The sequence below is a fragment of the Pseudomonas paracarnis genome, assembly GCF_904063055.1.
Taxonomy (GTDB): domain Bacteria; phylum Pseudomonadota; class Gammaproteobacteria; order Pseudomonadales; family Pseudomonadaceae; genus Aquipseudomonas; species Aquipseudomonas paracarnis.
The window spans coordinates 1-18,729 of sequence record NZ_CAJFCN010000024.1 but is presented as its reverse complement, the minus strand read 5'-3'; the positions used below and the strand labels follow the sequence as shown (position 1 = coordinate 18,729).

General features: G+C 58.8%; 16 protein-coding genes, 4 tRNA genes and 1 riboswitch. Of the genes, 16 read left to right on the top strand and 4 right to left on the bottom strand.

Going from position 1 to position 18,729, the window contains the following annotated elements; genetic code table 11:
• Nucleotides 1–33 precede the first annotated feature (33 nt).
• The 7 genes from JMV15_RS26970 to astE all read left to right on the top strand — a co-directional run bounded on the left by JMV15_RS26970 (nt 34) and on the right by astE (nt 7,862).
• Nucleotides 34–1,254 (top strand): aspartate aminotransferase family protein, encoded by a 1,221-nt coding sequence (locus tag JMV15_RS26970; protein WP_003193615.1) that lies wholly within the window; start codon nt 34–36, stop codon nt 1,252–1,254.
• A 212-nt stretch (nt 1,255–1,466) separates the two neighbouring features.
• Entirely contained in the window at nt 1,467–2,486 is a 1,020-nt protein-coding gene (gene aruF / locus JMV15_RS26965) for an arginine/ornithine succinyltransferase subunit alpha (protein WP_003175655.1), read from the top strand.
• A gap of 51 nt (nt 2,487–2,537) precedes the next feature.
• The gene (gene astA / locus JMV15_RS26960) at nt 2,538–3,563 is read left to right on the top strand and encodes an arginine N-succinyltransferase (RefSeq protein WP_003193612.1); all 1,026 of its coding nucleotides are present in this window, start codon (nt 2,538–2,540) and stop codon (nt 3,561–3,563) included.
• The gene (gene astD, locus JMV15_RS26955; RefSeq protein ID WP_161937007.1) at nt 3,560–5,029 is read left to right on the top strand and encodes a succinylglutamate-semialdehyde dehydrogenase; all 1,470 of its coding nucleotides are present in this window, start codon (nt 3,560–3,562) and stop codon (nt 5,027–5,029) included. Before astA ends, astD begins: the two co-directional genes overlap by 4 nt.
• Nucleotides 5,030–5,185: 156 nt before the next feature.
• A complete protein-coding gene (astB, locus tag JMV15_RS26950) occupies nt 5,186–6,532 on the top strand; it encodes an N-succinylarginine dihydrolase (protein ID WP_038451257.1) in 1,347 nt (448 codons plus the stop codon).
• Between the two features lie 26 nt (nt 6,533–6,558).
• The gene (locus tag JMV15_RS26945; protein ID WP_003175651.1) at nt 6,559–6,846 is read left to right on the top strand and encodes a hypothetical protein; all 288 of its coding nucleotides are present in this window, start codon (nt 6,559–6,561) and stop codon (nt 6,844–6,846) included.
• A gap of 11 nt (nt 6,847–6,857) precedes the next feature.
• Entirely contained in the window at nt 6,858–7,862 is a 1,005-nt protein-coding gene (astE, locus tag JMV15_RS26940) for a succinylglutamate desuccinylase (RefSeq protein WP_014719592.1), read from the top strand.
• A gap of 133 nt (nt 7,863–7,995) precedes the next feature.
• Here the strand turns inward: astE and JMV15_RS26935 are convergent, their stop codons facing one another.
• On the bottom strand, nt 7,996–8,505 hold the full coding sequence (locus JMV15_RS26935) for a 6,7-dimethyl-8-ribityllumazine synthase (RefSeq protein WP_003193604.1): 510 nt from the start codon (nt 8,503–8,505) through the stop codon (nt 7,996–7,998).
• A 97-nt stretch (nt 8,506–8,602) separates the two neighbouring features.
• Nucleotides 8,603–8,772: riboswitch (FMN riboswitch) on the bottom strand.
• A gap of 190 nt (nt 8,773–8,962) precedes the next feature.
• Here JMV15_RS26935 and ltaE point away from each other — a divergent pair.
• From ltaE to mgtE, 8 genes are all read left to right on the top strand, one after another.
• Nucleotides 8,963–9,967, top strand: a complete 1,005-nt coding sequence (gene ltaE, locus JMV15_RS26930) for a low-specificity L-threonine aldolase (RefSeq protein WP_014719591.1) — start codon at nt 8,963–8,965, stop codon at nt 9,965–9,967.
• A gap of 146 nt (nt 9,968–10,113) precedes the next feature.
• On the top strand, nt 10,114–12,732 hold the full coding sequence (alaS, locus tag JMV15_RS26925) for an alanine--tRNA ligase (RefSeq protein WP_038451254.1): 2,619 nt from the start codon (nt 10,114–10,116) through the stop codon (nt 12,730–12,732).
• A gap of 95 nt (nt 12,733–12,827) precedes the next feature.
• Nucleotides 12,828–14,069: an aspartate kinase gene (locus JMV15_RS26920; RefSeq protein ID WP_003193595.1), complete on the top strand. Its 1,242-nt coding sequence runs from the start codon at nt 12,828–12,830 to the stop codon at nt 14,067–14,069.
• A gap of 176 nt (nt 14,070–14,245) precedes the next feature.
• Nucleotides 14,246–14,434 (top strand): carbon storage regulator CsrA, encoded by a 189-nt coding sequence (csrA, locus tag JMV15_RS26915; RefSeq protein ID WP_003175645.1) that lies wholly within the window; start codon nt 14,246–14,248, stop codon nt 14,432–14,434.
• 62 nt (nt 14,435–14,496) lie between these two features.
• Nucleotides 14,497–14,587: transfer RNA gene (locus tag JMV15_RS26910), tRNA-Ser, on the top strand.
• A gap of 108 nt (nt 14,588–14,695) precedes the next feature.
• Nucleotides 14,696–14,772 (top strand) — tRNA-Arg (locus tag JMV15_RS26905).
• A 72-nt stretch (nt 14,773–14,844) separates the two neighbouring features.
• Nucleotides 14,845–14,921, top strand: a tRNA-Arg gene (locus tag JMV15_RS26900).
• A 348-nt stretch (nt 14,922–15,269) separates the two neighbouring features.
• Entirely contained in the window at nt 15,270–16,712 is a 1,443-nt protein-coding gene (gene mgtE / locus JMV15_RS26895) for a magnesium transporter (RefSeq protein ID WP_003193593.1), read from the top strand.
• 101 nt (nt 16,713–16,813) lie between these two features.
• Here the strand turns inward: mgtE and JMV15_RS26890 are convergent, their stop codons facing one another.
• The 3 genes from JMV15_RS26890 to JMV15_RS26885 all read right to left on the bottom strand — a co-directional run bounded on the left by JMV15_RS26890 (nt 16,814) and on the right by JMV15_RS26885 (nt 17,953).
• A complete protein-coding gene (locus JMV15_RS26890; protein ID WP_003193592.1) occupies nt 16,814–17,140 on the bottom strand; it encodes an Arc family DNA-binding protein in 327 nt (108 codons plus the stop codon).
• Between the two features lie 394 nt (nt 17,141–17,534).
• Entirely contained in the window at nt 17,535–17,714 is a 180-nt protein-coding gene (locus JMV15_RS28495; protein ID WP_003193590.1) for a PA3371 family protein, read from the bottom strand.
• Nucleotides 17,715–17,725: 11 nt separating this feature from the next.
• The gene (locus JMV15_RS26885) at nt 17,726–17,953 is read right to left on the bottom strand and encodes a hypothetical protein (protein ID WP_014719587.1); all 228 of its coding nucleotides are present in this window, start codon (nt 17,951–17,953) and stop codon (nt 17,726–17,728) included.
• A 322-nt stretch (nt 17,954–18,275) separates the two neighbouring features.
• Between JMV15_RS26885 and JMV15_RS26880 the strand changes: the two genes are divergently transcribed.
• A tRNA-Arg gene (locus JMV15_RS26880) sits at nt 18,276–18,352 on the top strand.
• Nucleotides 18,353–18,729: the final 377 nt, after the last annotated feature.

Here is an 18,729-nt window from a genome sequence, read left to right as displayed (position 1 = left end):
TTCCAGGCAGGCGTTCCTCTTCAGGAGACTCCGATGTCCGTTGAGCAAGCCCCGGTGCAACGTGCCGATTTCGACCAAGTGATGGTGCCCAACTACGCACCTGCTGCCTTTATCCCTGTACGTGGCGCAGGTTCGCGCGTGTGGGACCAGGCCGGTCGCGAGCTGATCGACTTTGCCGGCGGCATCGCGGTCAACGTATTGGGCCATGCGCACCCGGCGCTGGTCGGTGCACTGACCGAACAGGCCAACACGCTGTGGCATGTCTCCAACGTGTTCACCAACGAGCCGGCCTTGCGCCTGGCCCACAAGCTGATCGACGCCACGTTTGCCGAGCGCGTGTTCTTCTGCAACTCCGGCGCCGAAGCCAACGAGGCCGCCTTCAAGCTGGCCCGTCGCGTGGCGTTCGACCGTTTTGGCAGCGAGAAGTACGAGATCATCGCCGCGCTGAACAGCTTCCACGGCCGTACCCTGTTCACCGTCAACGTCGGTGGCCAGTCGAAGTACTCCGATGGTTTCGGGCCTAAAATCACCGGCATCACCCACGTTCCTTATAACGACCTGGCTGCGCTGAAAGCGGCAGTAACCGATAAGACCTGCGCCGTGGTTCTGGAACCGATCCAGGGCGAAGGCGGTGTACTGCCGGCCGAACTGGCTTACCTGCAAGGCGCTCGCGAGCTGTGCGACGCCCACGACGCACTGTTGGTATTCGACGAAGTGCAAACCGGCATGGGCCGCACCGGCCACCTGTTTGCCTACCAGCATTACGGCGTGACGCCAGATATCCTCACCAGCGCCAAGAGCCTGGGCGGCGGCTTCCCGATTGCGGCGATGCTCACCCGTGAAGACTTGGCCAAGCACCTGGTAGTCGGCACCCACGGCACCACCTACGGCGGCAACCCGCTGGCGTGCGCGGTAGCGGAAGCGGTGATCGACGTGATCAACACCCCAGAAGTGCTGGCGGGTGTGAATGCCAAGCACGACCTGTTCAAGGCGCGCCTGGAGCAGATCGGCAAGCAGTACGGCATCTTCACCCAAGTGCGTGGCATGGGCTTGTTGATCGGTTGCGTACTCAGCGATGCCTTCAAAGGCAAGGCCAAGGACGTGTTCAACGCGGCCGAAAAAGAGAACTTGATGATCCTGCAAGCCGGCCCTGACGTGGTGCGTTTTGCACCGAGCCTGGTGGTGGAAGAGGCGGACATCAATGAAGGCCTGGATCGTTTTGAGCGTGCTGTGAAGACGTTGACGCAAGCCTGATAGCGACACATTTTATTGGCCGGACCTGAACAAATGTGGGAGCTGGCTTGCCTGCGATAGCATCACCTCGGTGCCGTTGATATACCGAGTTGCCTGTATCGCCGGCAAGCCAGCTCCCACATGGATCTGCTTACACATTGAGACCGATGTGTATCCGGGGCCTGTGTCCGGCATTTTTTCCTCTGTGAGTTTTCGAGTTAAGGAGTGACACCATGCTGGTGATGCGCCCCGCGCAAATGGCTGATCTGGGCGAGGTACAGCGTCTGGCTGCGGACAGCCCGATTGGTGTCACCTCCTTGCCGGATGATGTGGAACGCCTGAGCGACAAGATCGCGGCCAGCGAAGCGTCCTTCGCGGCCGAGGTGAGTTTCAACGGTGAAGAGAGCTATTTCTTCGTGCTGGAAGACACCGAGACCGGCAAGCTCGCCGGCTGCTCGGCTATCGTAGCCTCGGCCGGTTACTCCGAGCCGTTCTATAGCTTTCGTAACGAAACCTTCGTGCACGCCTCCCGCGAGCTGAAGATCCACAACAAGATCCACGTGCTTTCCCAGTGCCACGACCTTACCGGCAACAGCCTGCTCACTAGCTTTTATGTGGTGCCTGAGCTGGTCGGTTCGCCGTGGTCGGAACTCAATTCCCGTGGCCGACTGCTGTTTGTCGCCAGCCATCCTGAGCGCTTTGCCGACTCGGTGGTGACCGAGATTGTCGGCTACAGCGACGAGAACGGCGATTCACCGTTCTGGGATGCCATTGGCCGCAACTTCTTCGACCTCAACTACGCCGCCGCCGAGCGCCTGTGCGGGCTGAAAAGCCGTACCTTCCTCGCCGAGTTGATGCCGCACTACCCGATCTACGTGCCGCTGCTGCCGGACGAAGCCCAAGAGGCCATGGGCCAGGTGCACCCGCGTGCGCAAATCACCTTCGACATCCTCATGCGTGAAGGCTTCGAAACTGACCATTACATTGACATCTTCGACGGTGGCCCGACGCTGCACGCCCGGGTCTCGGGCATTCGCTCAATCGCCCAGAGCCGCGTGGTGCCGGTGAAGATCGGCGAGATGGTCAAGGGCGTTGGCCGCCAGTACTTGGTGAGCAACGCGCAGTTGCAGGATTACCGTGCGGTGATGCTGGAGCTGGACTACGCGCCCGGCAAACCGGTGACCCTGGACCTGGCGGCAGCCGAAGCGCTGGGTGTTGGTGAAGGCGCCAGTGTGCGCCTGGTTGCGGTTTAAAAAGAGAGTTTCGCGGGTGGCTGACAACAGCGGCCCGTTCGAGGAGATAGCATGATCGTTCGTCCCGTACGCAGCAGCGATTTACCGGCCCTGATTGATCTGGCGCGCAGCACTGGCACCGGTCTCACCACCTTGCCGGCCAACGAAGAGCGCCTGACCCACCGGGTGGGCTGGGCGGAAAAAACCTTTCGCGGCGAAGCCGGGCGCGGCGATGCCGACTACCTGTTCGTGCTGGAAAACGACGAAGGCCGCGTGGTGGGAATCTCTGCCATCGCTGGCGCCGTTGGCCTGCGCGAGCCGTGGTACAACTTCCGGGTTGGGCTGACTGTCAGCGCTTCCCAGGAACTGAATATCTACCGTGAGATACCGACGCTGTTCCTGGCCAACGACCTCACCGGTAATTCCGAATTGTGCTCGTTGTTTTTGCATGCCGATTACCGCAACGGCCTCAACGGTCGCATGCTCGCCAAGGCGCGCATGTTGTTTATCGCCGAGTTCCCGCAACTGTTCGGCAACAAGATCATTGCCGAGATGCGCGGTGTGTCCAACGATGCTGGGCGTTCGCCGTTCTGGGAAAGTCTGGGCCGGCACTTCTTCAAGATGGAGTTCAGCCAGGCCGACTACCTCACCGGCGTGGGCAACAAGGCGTTTATCGCCGAGCTGATGCCCAAGTTTCCGCTGTACAGCTGCTTTCTCTCCGAAGACGCGCGCAATGTGATCGGCAAGGTCCACCCGGACACCGAGCCGGCCCTGAGCATGCTCAAGAGCGAAGGCTTCAGCTACCAGGGCTATGTGGATATTTTCGACGCCGGCCCGGCGGTGGAATGTGAAACCAGCAAGATCCGTGCGGTGCGCGACAGCCAGTCACTGGTGTTGGCCATCGGCACGCCGGGGGACGACGCCACGCCGTTCCTGATCCATAACCGCAAGCGCGAAGAATGCCGTATCACCGCCGCTCCGGCCCGTCTGGCGGCAGGTACCCTGGTGGTCGATCCACAGACCGCCAAGCGCCTGCAGCTGGTGGTGGGTGATCAAGTGCGTGCTGTTGCGTTGTCTGCTGCTCGGGAGTCCAAATAATGAATTCGTTGTATATCGCAGGTAGCTGGCTGGCTGGCCAGGGTGAGTTGTTTGAATCGCGCAACCCGGTGACCCAGCAAGTGCTGTGGGCTGGTAACGGTGCCAGCGCTGAACAGGTCGAATCCGCCGTGCAGGCTGCGCGTCAGGCATTCCCGGCATGGGCCAGGCGCCCGCTCGAAGAACGCATCAGCGTGCTGGAAACCTTCGCCGCCACGCTTAAAAGCCGTGCCGATGAAATCGCCCGCTGCATTGGCGAAGAAACCGGCAAGCCCCTGTGGGAGTCGGCCACTGAAGTCACCAGCATGGCCAATAAGATTGCGATCTCGGTGCAAAGCTACCGCGAGCGTACTGGCGAGAAGAGCGGCCCCCTGGGCGACGCCACCGCAGTGTTGCGCCATAAGCCCCACGGTGTGGTGGCGGTGTTCGGCCCTTACAACTTCCCTGGGCACTTGCCCAATGGGCACATCGTCCCGGCGTTGCTGGCGGGTAACACCGTGCTGTTCAAGCCGAGCGAGCTGACCCCCAAGGTCGCCGAGCTGACCGTGCAGTGCTGGATCGAAGCCGGTTTGCCGGCGGGCGTGCTGAACCTGCTGCAAGGCGCGCGGGAAACCGGCATCGCCCTGGCGGCCAACCCAGGCATCGACGGCCTGTTCTTTACCGGCTCCAGCCGCACCGGCAACCACTTGCACCAGCAATTCTCAGGGCGCCCCGACAAGATCCTGGCCCTGGAAATGGGCGGTAATAACCCGCTGGTCGTGGACGAAGTCGCCGACGTGGATGCGGCGGTGTACACCATCATCCAGTCGGCGTTTATCTCGGCAGGCCAGCGTTGCACCTGTGCCCGCCGCTTGCTGGTGCCGCAAGGTGCCTGGGGCGATGCCTTGCTGGCGCGCCTGGTGGCGGTGAGTGCGAGCCTTGAAGTGGGCGCTTTCGATCAGCAACCGGCGCCGTTCATGGGTTCGGTGATCTCCCTGGCTGCGGCCAAAGCCTTGATGCAAGCCCAGGAACTGATGTTGGCCAATGGCGCCGTGGCACTGCTGGAGATGACTCAGCCTCAGGCTCAGGCCGCTTTGTTGACCCCTGGCATCATCGACGTAACCGGTGTGACGGAGCGTGAAGATGAAGAGCTGTTTGGGCCGCTGCTGCAGGTGATCCGCTATGCGGATTTTGCCGGTGCCATCGCGGAGGCCAACAACACCCAGTACGGCCTGGCCGCTGGCCTGTTGTCGGACTCCGAAGCGCGTTACCAGCAATTCTGGCTGGAAAGCCGCGCCGGCATCGTCAACTGGAACAAGCAGTTGACCGGCGCTGCCAGTACCGCGCCGTTCGGTGGTGTCGGGGCGTCGGGCAATCATCGCGCCAGTGCCTATTACGCGGCGGATTATTGCGCGTACCCGGTGGCGTCGCTGGAGACGCCGAGCCTGATAGTCCCGGCAACGCTCACGCCAGGTATAACGCTGATCTAAATGTGGGAGCGGGCTTGCTCGCGAATGCGGTGTTTCATTCAACATTTGAAGTGACTGAACCACCGTTTTCGCGAGCAAGCCCGCTCCCACAATGGATCTGTGGTGTATTCAAGTGATTTGATGCCTATAAAAACAGATGTTCGTGGAGCCTCGCCGATGAAATCCTGTGAAGTCAATTTTGACGGTCTAGTGGGGCCGACCCATAACTACGGCGGTTTGTCCTTCGGCAACGTCGCGTCCCAAAGCAACAGCCAGCAGTCTTCCAACCCGAAGGAAGCGGCGTTGCAGGGCCTGCAGAAAATGAAAGCCCTGATGGACATGGGCTTTGTGCAAGGTGTATTGGCGCCCCAGGAGCGCCCGGATGTAGCCGCCTTGCGCAGCTTGGGTTTCAGCGGCACCGACGCCCAGGTGATCGAGCAGGCTGCCAGGCAGGCTATGCCTTTGCTGGTAGCGAGCTGCTCGGCATCCAGCATGTGGGTAGCCAACGCCGCCACCGTCAGCCCAAGCGCCGACACCGCAGACGGCCGCGTGCATTTCACTGCCGCCAACCTCAATTGCAAATACCACCGCAGCATCGAGCACCCCACCACCAGCCGCGTGCTGGGGGCGATGTTCGCCGATGGCAAGCATTTCGCTCACCACGCCGCCTTGCCGGCCGTGGCGCAATTTGGCGATGAAGGCGCGGCCAACCACACGCGTTTCTGTCGTGAGTACGGTGAGGCGGGCGTCGAGTTTTTCGTCTTCGGCCGTAGTGCTTTCGACCCTCGTTACCCGGCCCCGCAGAAGTACCCGGCGCGCCAGACCCTCGAAGCCTCCCAGGCCGTTGCGCGCCTGCATGGCTTGAAGGATGACGGTGTGGTCTACGCCCAGCAGAACCCGGCGGTGATCGACGCGGGTGTGTTCCACAACGATGTGATCGCGGTGGGCAACGGCGAAGTGCTGTTCTATCACGAGGATGCGTTCCTCAACACCGAGCAGATGCTCGCCGAACTGCACGGCAAGTTGGGCAAGCTGGGCGGCAACTTCCAGTCGGTGTGTGTGCCTCGCGCGTTGGTCAGTGTCGAGGACGCGGTGCGTTCCTACCTGTTCAACAGCCAGTTGCTGACTCGTCCTGATGGTTCGATGCTGCTGATCGTGCCGGAAGAGTGCCGCGCCAATGAGCGCGTGTGGCAGTACCTGCAAGGTCTGACCGCTTCCGGCGGGCTGATTCGTGAGGTCAAGGTCTTCGACCTCAAGCAAAGCATGCAAAATGGCGGTGGTCCGGCGTGCCTGCGCCTGCGCGTGGCGTTGAACGAAACCGAGCTGGCGGCCGTGAACCCAGGGGTTATCATGACCGCGCCGTTGTACGAAACCCTGACCCAATGGGTGGGCAAGCACTACCGTGACAGCCTGAGCGAAACCGACCTGGCTGACCCGCAGTTGCTGCTTGAGTGCCGGACGGCATTGGATGAACTGACGCAAATCCTTAAACTGGGCTCGGTTTATCCTTTCCAGATCAATTAATGCCACACGGCTGAGATATTTTATTTATGACCGACACCCTGAAACTCATCCTTGAAGACACCGACGGCACCCAGCTGGAAACCTCCTGCACCCGCGTCGCCGTGGTCTGGCAGGGCAAGGAGATCTGGATCCAGCACGATGGCCGCGGCCAACTGCTGATTGGCGTAGACGTAGAAGAGGGCGACGCCGAGTACGCCAACCTGCTGATGCGCCCATTGGCCACCAACCTGATGAGCCTGCAACTGGAAATGGAACCGGCCGACGTTGAAGGTGACGACGACGATCACGTCCATGGCCCAGGCTGCAACCACTAAGGAAGCTGCTTATGCTCGCCCTCGGCAAACTGCTTGAACTGACCCTCGCCGGTCGTGAACCGGCGCAAAAAATTCAACTGACTGTCGACGGCGTGCAGATGCGCTGGCTCAGCGAAGGCGCGCTTGAAGTGCGCCCTCCTGAAGCTCTGGACAACGGCAGCGACTTGCTGCTGTCGTCCGGCATCCATGGCAACGAAACCGCGCCGATCGAATTGCTCGACCGCCTGTTGCATGGCATTGCCCGCGGGGAGATCAAACCCCGCACCCGTATTCTGTTCCTGTTCGGTAATACCGAGGCCATGCGCCGCGGTGAGCGTTACCTCGAGCTGGACGTCAACCGGCTGTTCAATGGCCGGCATGAACAAAACATCGGCCCCGAAGCCATGCGCGCCGCCGAGCTTGAGCAATTGGCCCGCAGCTTTTTCAGCCTGCCTGGCCGTTCGCGCCTGCATTACGACCTGCATACCGCGATTCGTGGTTCGAAAATCGAACAGTTCGCGTTGTACCCGTGGAAAGAAGACCGACAGCATTCGCGCCGTGAGCTGGAGCGGCTGAACGCGGCTGGCATGCAGGCGGTGCTGCTGCAGAACAAAACCTCGATTACCTTCACCGCGTTTACCTACGAGCAACTCGGCGCCGAGGCGTTCACCCTGGAGTTGGGCAAGGCCCGGCCGTTCGGGCAGAACGACGGTGTGGACGTGTCGCGCCTGGAAGCGCGTCTGAAGCAGATCATCGAGGGCAACGAGCCTGAGACCGGTAGCCTCGACGGCCTGCAACTCTTCGCCGTTGCGCGAGAAGTGATCAAGCACAGCGACGCCTTCCTGATGCACCTGCCCGCAGATGTGGAAAACTTTTCGGAATTGGAAAGGGGCTACCTGCTGGCCGAAGACGTGGCCAAGACCCGTTGGGTGATCGAGGAGGAGGGCGCCCGCATTATCTTTCCCAACCCAAAGGTGAAGAACGGCTTGCGCGCCGGGATATTGATCGTGCCCACCACGGATGCCGGCCTGGCCTGAGAGCCAAGTCTGGCTCAGTCCAATGTGGGAGCTGGCTTGCCTGCGATAACATCACCTGGGTATCACTGATACACCCAGGTGTCTGCATCGCAGGCAAGCCAGCTCCCACACTGGTTTGCGGTGAGGCTTGGATTTAGACCGCTACCGCACGCGGCTCGCTACGACGGATCGCGCGTACCTTGTGCAGGGTATCGGCGCAGGTGCGCGCCGCTTCCTGGCCCTTGTGCACGAAGTGCTCGTAGAAAAACGTGGTGTGCTCGCTGCCGGCATGGAAGTGGTGCGGCGTCAGGGACACCGAGAACACCGGCACTTCAGTTTCCAGCTGCACCTGCATCAGGCCGCTGACTACCGATTGCGCGACGAATTCGTGACGGTAGATGCCACCGTCCACCACCAGCGCGGCAGCGACGATGCCGGCGTAACGGCCGGTCTTGGCCAGCAACTTGGCGTGCAGGGGCATTTCAAAGGCGCCGCCGACTTCGAAGAAGTCGATGTCCGATTCCTGATAACCCTGGGCGATCATTTCGGCGAGGAAGCCTTTGCGCGATTGGTCGACAATATCCTTGTGCCAGCAGGCCTGGATAAACGCGACGCGCTCGCCGTGATGGTTTTTGCTTTTGCTGTCGATTGCGGTGGGTTGCATGTTCTGACTCCTGTTTAAGAAAAAAACAGGGCGTTATGAATCGAATGGGATTTAAGGGTACGCATGCGCAAACAAGCGCGCGGCCCTTAGGTGCCAATCCCGTTCTCTCTTCATCCGGACTATGACCGTCGGCCCCGGGATCACACCGGGTCTGCTGACCTCGTCGCCGTCCTGCCTGAGCAGTTCGAGGCGCCAAGCGCTCGCGGGCTATGCACATTGCGTGCAATTACCGCCGGTGGGGAATTGCACCCCGCCCTGAGAACGTTGCCACCAGAACCCTGGCGGCGCAGAGTTTTTAACATGGTTTTTCGAAAACTGCACGGCTGCCGTCTCGATAACTTATATCGGTTTGATTGGTTGGTATTCGAATGAATGCAATAGGGGCTCGATATTCCGTGGCTTTGCCCGCAGTAATCACACACAAAAAGACTTATCCACTCCGTTAGAGGCCCCCTTCATGACCGTGATCGACCTGCGCAGCGACACCGTGACCCAACCTACCCCCGGCATGCTCGACGCAATGGCCAGCGCCGTCAGCGGCGATGATGTCTACGGCGAAGACCCCAGCGTCAACCGCCTGGAGGCCGAGTTGGCCAAGCGCCTGGGCTTTGCCGCGGCGCTGTTCGTGCCCACCGGTACCATGAGCAACCTGCTGGCGTTGATGGCTCACTGTGAGCGCGGCGAGGAATACATCGTCGGCCAGCAGGCTCACACCTACAAATACGAAGGCGGCGGTGCGGCGGTGCTGGGGTCGATCCAGCCGCAACCCCTGGAAGTTCAAGCTGATGGCTCCCTTGATCTGAACCAAGTGCTTGCCGCCATCAAGCCCGACGACTTCCACTTCGCCCGCACACGCCTGCTGGCGCTGGAAAACACCATGCAGGGCAAAGTGCTGCCGCTGGATTACCTGGCCAAGGCCCGTGCATTTACCCACGAGCATGGCCTGGCCCTGCACCTGGATGGCGCGCGCCTCTACAACGCGGCGGTCAAGCTGGGGGTGGATGCGCGAGAAATCGCCCAGCATTTCGATTCGGTGTCGGTGTGCCTGTCCAAGGGCCTCGGTGCGCCGGTCGGCTCGGTGCTGTGTGGCTCGACGGCGCTGATCGCCAAGGCTCGGCGCTTGCGCAAGATGGTCGGCGGCGGCATGCGCCAGGCGGGCTCCCTGGCGGCGGCGGGGTTGTATGCTCTGGATCATCAGGTGCAGCGCCTGGCTGACGACCATGCCAACGCGCAATGGCTGGGCGATGAGTTACGCAAGGCCGGCTACAGCGTCGAGCCGGTGCAGACCAATATGGTGTATGTGCAGGTAGGTGATCAGGCGCAGGCGCTGAAGGCCTTTGCGGCCGAGCGTGGGGTCAAGTTGAGCGCCGCGCCGCGCCTGCGCATGGTCACCCATCTGGATGTGAGCCGGGCGCAGATCGAGCAAGTGGTGCAGACATTCGTCGCGTTTTCGCAGAAATGACAGTGCAGGCCGTCTAATTGACTGTTTCTATCACATAAACACGCTGTACCACCGGCAAAGGGCCGATATAATGCGGCCCTTTGCCGTCGCTCCGTCTGATGATGTTGCGCACTGGCCTTTGGCCGCAGCCTCCGTGGAAGAACCTAATGAAAAGCGCAGAAATCCGTGAAGCCTTCCTTCGCTTCTTCGAAGAGCAAGGCCACACCCGTGTAGCCTCCAGCTCCTTGATCCCAGGCAATGACCCAACCCTGCTGTTCACTAACGCGGGGATGAACCAGTTCAAGGACTGTTTCCTGGGCCAGGAAAAGCGCGCCTACACCCGCGCTACCAGCAGCCAGAAGTGCGTACGCGCCGGCGGCAAGAACAGTGACCTGGAAAACGTCGGCTACACCGCCCGTCACCACACCTTTTTCGAGATGCTGGGTAACTTCAGCTTCGGCGACTATTTCAAGAAAGACGCGATCACGTTCGCCTGGACCTTCCTCACCGGCGTGCTGAAGCTGCCCAAGGAAAAGCTCTGGGTCACCGTGTACGCGACGGACGATGAAGCGTATGACATCTGGACCCAGGAAATCGGTGTACCTGCCGAGCGCATGATCCGTATCGGTGACAACAAAGGCGCGCCCTACGCGTCCGATAACTTCTGGACCATGGGCGATACCGGCCCGTGCGGCCCGTGCACCGAGATTTTCTACGATCACGGCGACGATATCTGGGGTGGCCCGCCAGGCTCGCCGGAAGAAGACGGCGACCGCTACATCGAGATCTGGAACAACGTGTTCATGCAGTTCAACCGCACCGCCGATGGCGTGTTGCATCCGCTGCCGGCACCGTCGGTAGACACCGGCATGGGCCTGGAGCGGATCAGTGCGGTGATGCAGCACGTTCACTCCAACTACGAAATCGACCTGTTCACCAACCTGCTGAGCGCCTCGGCGGCAGCTATTGGTTGCACCAATGAAGGCCAGTCTTCGCTCAAGGTGGTGTCGGACCACATCCGTTCCTGCGGTTTCCTGATCGCAGACGGCGTGCTGCCGTCCAACGAAGGCCGTGGCTACGTGCTGCGTCGCATCATCCGTCGCGCGTGCCGCCACGGTAACAAGCTGGGCGCTACCGGCAGCTTTTTCTACAAGATCGTGGCCGCGCTGGTTGCCGAGATGGGCGATGCCTTCCCGGAACTCAAGCAACAGCAAAGCAACATCGAGCGGGTGCTCAAGGCTGAAGAAGAGCAGTTCTCCAAGACCCTGGAGCACGGCCTGAAGATTCTGGAACAGGACCTGGCTGAGCTCAAAGGCACCGTGGTGCCGGGTGATGTGGTGTTCAAGTTGTACGACACCTATGGTTTCCCGATGGACCTGACTGCCGACATCGCCCGCGAGCGTGAGTTGACCGTCGACGAAGCCGGTTTCGAGCGTGAGATGGAAGCCCAGCGCGTGCGGGCCCGTTCGGCCAGCTCCTTTGGCCTGGACTACAACACCCTGGTCAAGGTTGACGTACCGACCGAGTTCACCGGCTACAAGGCGACTGCGGGCTCGGCCAAGATCGTCGCCATTTATAAAGACGGTAAGTCGGTCGACGTGTTGAGCGAGGGTGAAGAGGCGGTTGTGGTGCTGGACCAGACGCCGTTTTATGCCGAGTCGGGTGGCCAGATTGGCGATTGCGGTTTCCTGAGCTCGACATCCGGTCGTTTTGACGTGCGCGACACCACCAAGACCGGCGGTGCGTTCCTGCATCACGGTGTGCTGGTGCTGGGCAACTTGACTGTGGGCGCACCGGTAGACACCCAGGTCGATGCCGATGTAAGGCATGCCACGGCGTTGAACCACTCGGCCACGCACTTGCTGCACGCCGCGCTGCGCCAGGTCCTGGGCGAGCACGTGCAGCAAAAAGGTTCGTTGGTGGACAGCCAGCGCCTGCGTTTTGACTTCAGCCACTTTGAAGCGATCAAGCCTGAGCAGATCAAGGCCCTGGAAGACATCGTCAACGCCGAGATTCGCAAGAACACCCCGGTTGAAACCGAAGAAACCGATATCGAGACCGCCAGGAACAAAGGCGCCATGGCGCTGTTTGGCGAGAAGTACGGCGACGAAGTTCGCGTACTGAGTATGGGCGGCAGCTTCTCGGTAGAACTCTGTGGTGGCATCCACGCCAACCGCACCGGCGATATCGGCCTGCTGAAGATCATCAGCGAAGGTGGTGTGGCCTCGGGCGTACGTCGTATTGAGGCGGTGACTGGTGCTGCGGCCCTGGCTTACCTCAATGCAGCCGAAGAACAACTCAAGGAAGCGGCCGGCCTGGTCAAGGGCAGCCGCGACAACCTGATCGACAAGCTGTCCGCCGTTCTGGAGCGCAACCGTGCGCTGGAAAAACAGCTGGAGCAGTTGCAGGCCAAAGCGGCGAGCGCTGCGGGCGATGACCTGTCGGCCGCGGCGGTTGACGTCAAGGACGTAAAAGTCCTGGCGGCGCGCCTGGACGGCCAGGATGGCAAGGCGCTGTTGGCCTTGGTCGATCAGTTGAAGAACAAGCTCGGCCGCGCAGTGATCCTGCTCGGCAGTGTCCATGAGGATAAGGTCGTTCTGGTTGCGGGTGTAACCAAGGACCTGACTGGCCAACTCAAAGCCGGTGATTTGATGAAGCAAGCCGCTGCGACAGTGGGCGGCAAGGGCGGTGGTCGTCCGGACATGGCGCAAGGCGGTGGTGTCGATGCCGCAGCGCTGGACGCGGCCCTGGCCTTGACCGTGCCATTTGTCGAGGCAGGTATTTAAAGCACTGTTAACCGGCCCGTGGTCTAGTCACGGGCTTGTTCAGTGCAGGTGGATTGGATATTAGGCGCCCCTTTACGGGCTGAGGCGGCTTGGAAATGGCTTTGATCGTACAGAAATTTGGAGGCACCTCGGTTGGTTCTGTCGAAAGAATCGAGCAGGTCGCCGACAAGGTTAAGAAGTTCCGCGATGCTGGTGATGACCTGGTAGTGGTGCTGTCGGCCATGAGTGGCGAGACCAATCGCCTGATCGATCTGGCCAAAGCCATCAGCGGTGATCAACAGCCGCTGCCGCGTGAGCTGGATGTGATCGTCTCCACGGGCGAGCAGGTGACCATTGCGCTGTTGGCCATGGCGCTGAACAAGCGTGGCGTGCCAGCGGTGTCCTACACTGGTAGCCAAGTGCGCATTCTTACAGACAGCGCACATACCAAGGCGCGGATCCTGCAAATTGATGATCAGAAAATTCGTACTGATCTGAAAGCAGGGCGCGTGGTAGTTGTAGCGGGTTTCCAGGGTGTGGATGAGCACGGCAACATCACCACGCTGGGTCGTGGCGGTTCGGACACCACCGGTGTGGCCCTGGCGGCAGCGCTCAAGGCGGACGAATGCCAGATCTATACCGATGTGGATGGCGTCTACACCACTGACCCACGCGTCGTGCCAGTGGCCCAGCGGCTGGACAAGATCACCTTTGAAGAAATGCTGGAAATGGCCAGCCTTGGTTCCAAGGTGTTGCAGATTCGTGCGGTGGAGTTCGCCGGCAAGTACAACGTTCCGCTGCGCGTATTGCACAGCTTCAAGGAGGGTCCGGGCACCCTCATTACTATTGATGAAGAGGAATCCATGGAACAGCCGATCATTTCCGGCATCGCTTTCAATCGCGATGAAGCCAAGCTGACGATCCGTGGCGTGCCAGACACCCCGGGCGTGGCTTTCAAGATTCTGGGTCCTGTCAGCGATGCGAATGTTGAAGTCGACATGATCGTGCAGAACGTTTCGCACGATAACACCACCGATTTCACCTTCACCGTGCACCGCAACGAATACGATGCAGCATTGAAAATCCTGCAGAACACAGCGAGCGAGATTGGCGCCCGTGAAGTGGTCGGCGATACCAAGATTGCCAAGGTGTCGATCGTAGGGGTGGGCATGCGTTCCCATGCTGGCGTTGCCAGCCGTATGTTCGGGGCCCTGGCCAAAGAAGGTATCAACATCCAGATGATTTCCACCTCGGAAATCAAAGTCTCGGTAGTGCTCGAAGAGAAGTACCTGGAACTGGCTGTACGCGCGCTGCATACGGCTTTTGAGTTGGATGCTCCGGCCCGACAGGGCGAGTGATGCGTTGCCAGGAAGGCGCGGTTTACCGCGCCTTTCATTTTTTTTGTGGGGTACATGGTCTTTTGCATGGGCTCGACAATACTTAGCGAGTAGGGCTACGACCTTTTGGTTGTAGGTCGAATGCTTTTTTTTTTGCAGACTGTTGTTCCTGAACTGAAATGCGTGAGGTGAAAGGTATGCTGATTCTGACTCGTCGTTGCGCAGAAAGCCTGATTATCGGTGATGGCGAAATCACCGTGACGGTGCTCGGCGTTAAAGGCAATCAAGTACGTATTGGGGTTAATGCTCCGAAAGAGGTGGCGGTCCACCGCGAGGAAATCTACCTGCGGATCAAGAAAGAGAAGGACGAAGAACCAAGCCTTTAATTTTTATCGTTTTTTATGTTTGCAAACGGGGAGGAACGTGGTTAATATACGCCCCGTGTTGCGGAGAGCTGGCCGAGTGGCCGAAGGCGCTCCCCTGCTAAGGGAGTACACCTCAAAAGGGTGTCGGGGGTTCGAATCCCCCGTTCTCCGCCATTATTTGCTTAGTACGTTGCAATCTGGTTTTTTCGGTAAGTTGTTGAAAATACTCGAAAAAATAGCTTTACATAGAGATTGAACGGCCTATAATGCGCGGCAACAAATGCACTCGTAGCTCAGCTGGATAGAGTACTCGGCTACGAACCGAGCGGTCACAGGTTCGAATCCTGTCGAGTGCACCATTTAAGAGTTAGTTGCAGTGATGCAGGTAGCTTGGCTTCAACCAGTTGTGATCTGGTCTAAAAACACAATCTGCACTCGTAGCTCAGCTGGATAGAGTACTCGGCTACGAACCGAGCGGTCACAGGTTCGAATCCTGTCGAGTGCACCATACAAACAAAAAGCCCGCCTAGTGCGGGCTTTTTGCCGTCTCGGGTTTGTGTGGGTTTTATCCGGCGTCCTCCTTTTTCTCCCTCTTCATGTGTTTTCCCATGCGCCTGCGTCGTCGCAGTTCATAGATGCAGCCAATACTGAGCTTTGGCGTGCAAGCGCTTGTTCTTTCCAGTTTTTTAACGTTTAAAACGTCCGGGCGGTGTATCATGCGCCCGTCAGCCCCGCCGGGGCTTGTGGAATACCTCCATGGACTTACCCAGTAGTTACTCAGTACCCCGCTTTACCAATCATGAATTGACTGATTGATCCTTCCGGCGTGCCCCGCTGCTGGGAGTGGAGTTCGCCTATGACCGAAGTAGAAGTAAAGAAGACACAAGAAAGCCTGCAGGATCGTCTGGCTCAAGTTATCGAGCTGCTGCAGCGCCAGCGCGTGGTCGAAGACCTCACGCACCGCCAGGAAGGTCCGAACCACGACCGCGTCGAAAACCTGGTTCACCGGCAAAACCTCGTCGAGCTACAACGCAAGCTCGATGACCTGCACTCCGCCGACGTCGCCTATATTCTTGAAGCCTTGCCGTTGGATGACCGACTGACCCTGTGGCAGTTGGTGAAGGCTGATCGTGACGGTGACATCCTTCTGGAAGTATCGGACTCGGTGCGTGAAACGCTCATCGCCGACATGGATGACCACGAGCTCCTGGCTGCCGCCAAGGAGATGGATGCGGACGAGCTTGCTGACCTGGCACCTGAGCTGCCCCGTGATGTTGTCCATGAGTTGATGGAGGCACTCGATACGCAGCAGCGTGAGCGTGTGCGTTCCGCGCTGTCGTACGACGAGGATCAGGTCGGCGCCCTGATGGACTTCGAGATGGTCACCATTCGCGAAGACGTCAGCCTGGAAGTGGTGTTGCGTTACCTGCGCCGTCTAAAAGAATTGCCCGGCCACACCGACAAATTGTTTGTGGTCGACTATGAGGGGATCCTCAAGGGCGTTTTGCCGATCAAGCGCCTGCTGGTCAATGATCCGGAGAAGAAAGTTGCTGACCTGATGGCCAGCGATACCGTGAGCTTCCATCCGGACGAAGATGCCTACGACGCGGCCCAGGCATTCGAGCGTTACGACTTGATCTCGGCTCCGGTGGTGGATAAGAACGGCAAGTTGATCGGTCGTCTGACCATCGATGAAATCGTCGACTTGATCCGTGAAGAAAGTGAAACCGAAGTCCTCAACATGGCGGGTTTGCGTGAAGAGGAGGATATTTTCGCGTCGGTCTGGCGTTCACTGCATAACCGCTGGGCCTGGCTGGCTATCAATCTGATTACCGCGTTTATCGCTTCTCGCGTGATCGGGTTGTTTGAGGGTTCCATCGAGAAGCTGGTGGCCTTGGCGGCGTTGATGCCGATTGTGGCGGGTATTGGCGGTAACTCCGGGAACCAGACCATCACCATGATCGTGCGCGCCATGGCGCTGGATCAGGTCAGTACTGCCAATTCCTCACGGCTGCTGCGTAAGGAACTGGCGGTAGGCCTCATAAACGGATTGGTGTGGGGCGGTGTGATTGGCGTGGTGGCTTACTTGCTCTACGGCAGTTGGTCCCTGGGCGTGGTAATGACTGCGGCCATGACCCTTAACCTGTTGCTGGCGGCCTTGATGGGGGTATTGATTCCCATGACCCTGGCGCGTCTAGGTCGCGATCCTGCCATGGGTGCCAGTGTGATGATCACGGCCATGACTGACAGTGGTGGTTTCTTCATCTTCCTGGGCCTGGCAACGATCTTCCTGCTCTGACCCTTCCAGCGGGGGCAAATCTGCCCTCGCTTTGCTTCTTATTCCCAAACTCCAGGCAAAAAAAAGCCAGCACATGGCTGGCTTCGGCTTTCAGGTGTCAATCAATTGGCTTCTGCGGCCGCCTCCACGTCATGCGCGATAAGCGAGACGAGAGCATTTTGCTGGCGGTGGGAGAGCTGACGAAAACGCTGCAGCAGTTCGCGTTCGTGCAGTGACAGCTCGGGGCTGTCCAGGCGCATGCTCAACTCTTCACCCAAGGCACCTTCCTGAATAAGGCTTTGTTCCAGGCGTGCGATGATTTCGGAGTTCATGCTGCGGTGATGATTGCGAGCCACCTCGGCAATGCGTTCCCGCATTCCGTCTGGCAGACGTACGACGAATTTGTCAGCCGTACGGCTGGAATAAATTGCCTGTTTCAATGGGCGCATATATTTAACCGGTTAGTTCAGGGGAGCGGTTTCTGGAATTGGCCGCAAGATGAGTGTTAAGACAAGGCTCACGACCAAAGTTCAACCCGAATTGCAAAGAGGCCGCATCATGCCTCAGATTTGACATTTCATTGGCGTCAATTCTGTGACAAATATTGAACCGCCTACAGGCTTTATGCCAGTACTGATTTACGTTTTTGCGGACTGGTTAGAAAAAATCCTGCGACTGCAGCGAAGCTCGTCAATCTTCGCCCAAGCCTGCACGGCATCCGGGTTGAAGGGCGCCCGTCCTATAGCGATATGGCCTTTTGCCCTCAAGCTTAAGGTTAGTAGCTGTTCGCCTATTTACGAGTATCAGGCGACATAAGGTAGGGGAGGGAGATGGGGAAGGGGGTTAGCGCAGGAGCGGATCGAATTTGATTCGGCGACCCTTGATTAGCGTCAGTACCAGTAGGCTGCCCAGCACGGCGCTGGCGACGAAGGCTAGGGTTTGAGTTTGTTGTGATGTAGCTCCCAGGCCTAGCGCAACAGATAGGAGCGTCAGGCACAGAAACAACCAGGCAGATTTCGACATGAATAGTGTTCTCAGAAAACCCAATGCTCGGCCGCTGGCGCTGATTGTGTATCTTGGGTCAGGCGGATGGGAGATTGGGGGTTTGCAGTCATCAGTGCCAACTGAGGTCGCTGTTGCAGATGATGGGGAATGGCTTGGCTGATTTGCGCGCCGTCTTCAGTACTGGTCGGCTGAAAATGAAACGTCACCACCGTAGCCAGTGCCACAGCGTTCAGTGCTAGTAGAAGGGCGCTGTTCATCATCATAGTCTCCACGGTGCCTGGAACGATTGGTTTTGTGTTTATGACTTTGCAGATGTCGTGCCAATCTATTATTCCAATAAAAACAAGGAGTTAAGATTGTTTTTTGAGGGCGCTGGGTTGCAGTTTGCAATGATGGCATATTGGCGTAGTGCAATTTGCACGATGAGGGTGAAAGTCTTGGCATGCTGAATGAGGCTATGAACGTACGCGCAAGGATAGGCCTACAGTCAAAATGCCAACGGACGACATGACAAAACCAGCCTCGGCCGTTAAGATGCACGCCGTCTGTCGCTAGCCCTTCAGGGTAAGCGTGGCATTTGTCCCAGTAGCTCAATTGGATAGAGCATCCCCCTCCTAAGGGGAAGGTTGGCCGTTCGAACCGGCCCTGGGACACCATCTCTGTAAAGCTTTCCCCTCCTGGTATTCGTCGGTCTCAACAACAGTCATCCTCGTTCCTCGCCTGTGCGGGATCCAGCCGCGCTTCTTTCGGTTGAGATCCAGATGCATTTGTGTGGGTGGGAATAATTCACGTCCCTAGGTTGTGCGCTCCTTCTATATAGAAGAGGCGGTGGGGCACCCTGGTTTTTATAGGCGAGTAAGTGTTTCGCTTTTTTTAAGATAAGGGGGTTGACGTTCATGGCGATCCCTGTAGAATTCGCCTCCCGCTTACGAGAGATCGCAAGCGCAAGTGGTTGAAGTTGTTGAAGAAATCTTCGAAAACTTCTGAAAATAACCACTTGACAGCAAATGAGGCTGCTGTAGAATGCGCGCCT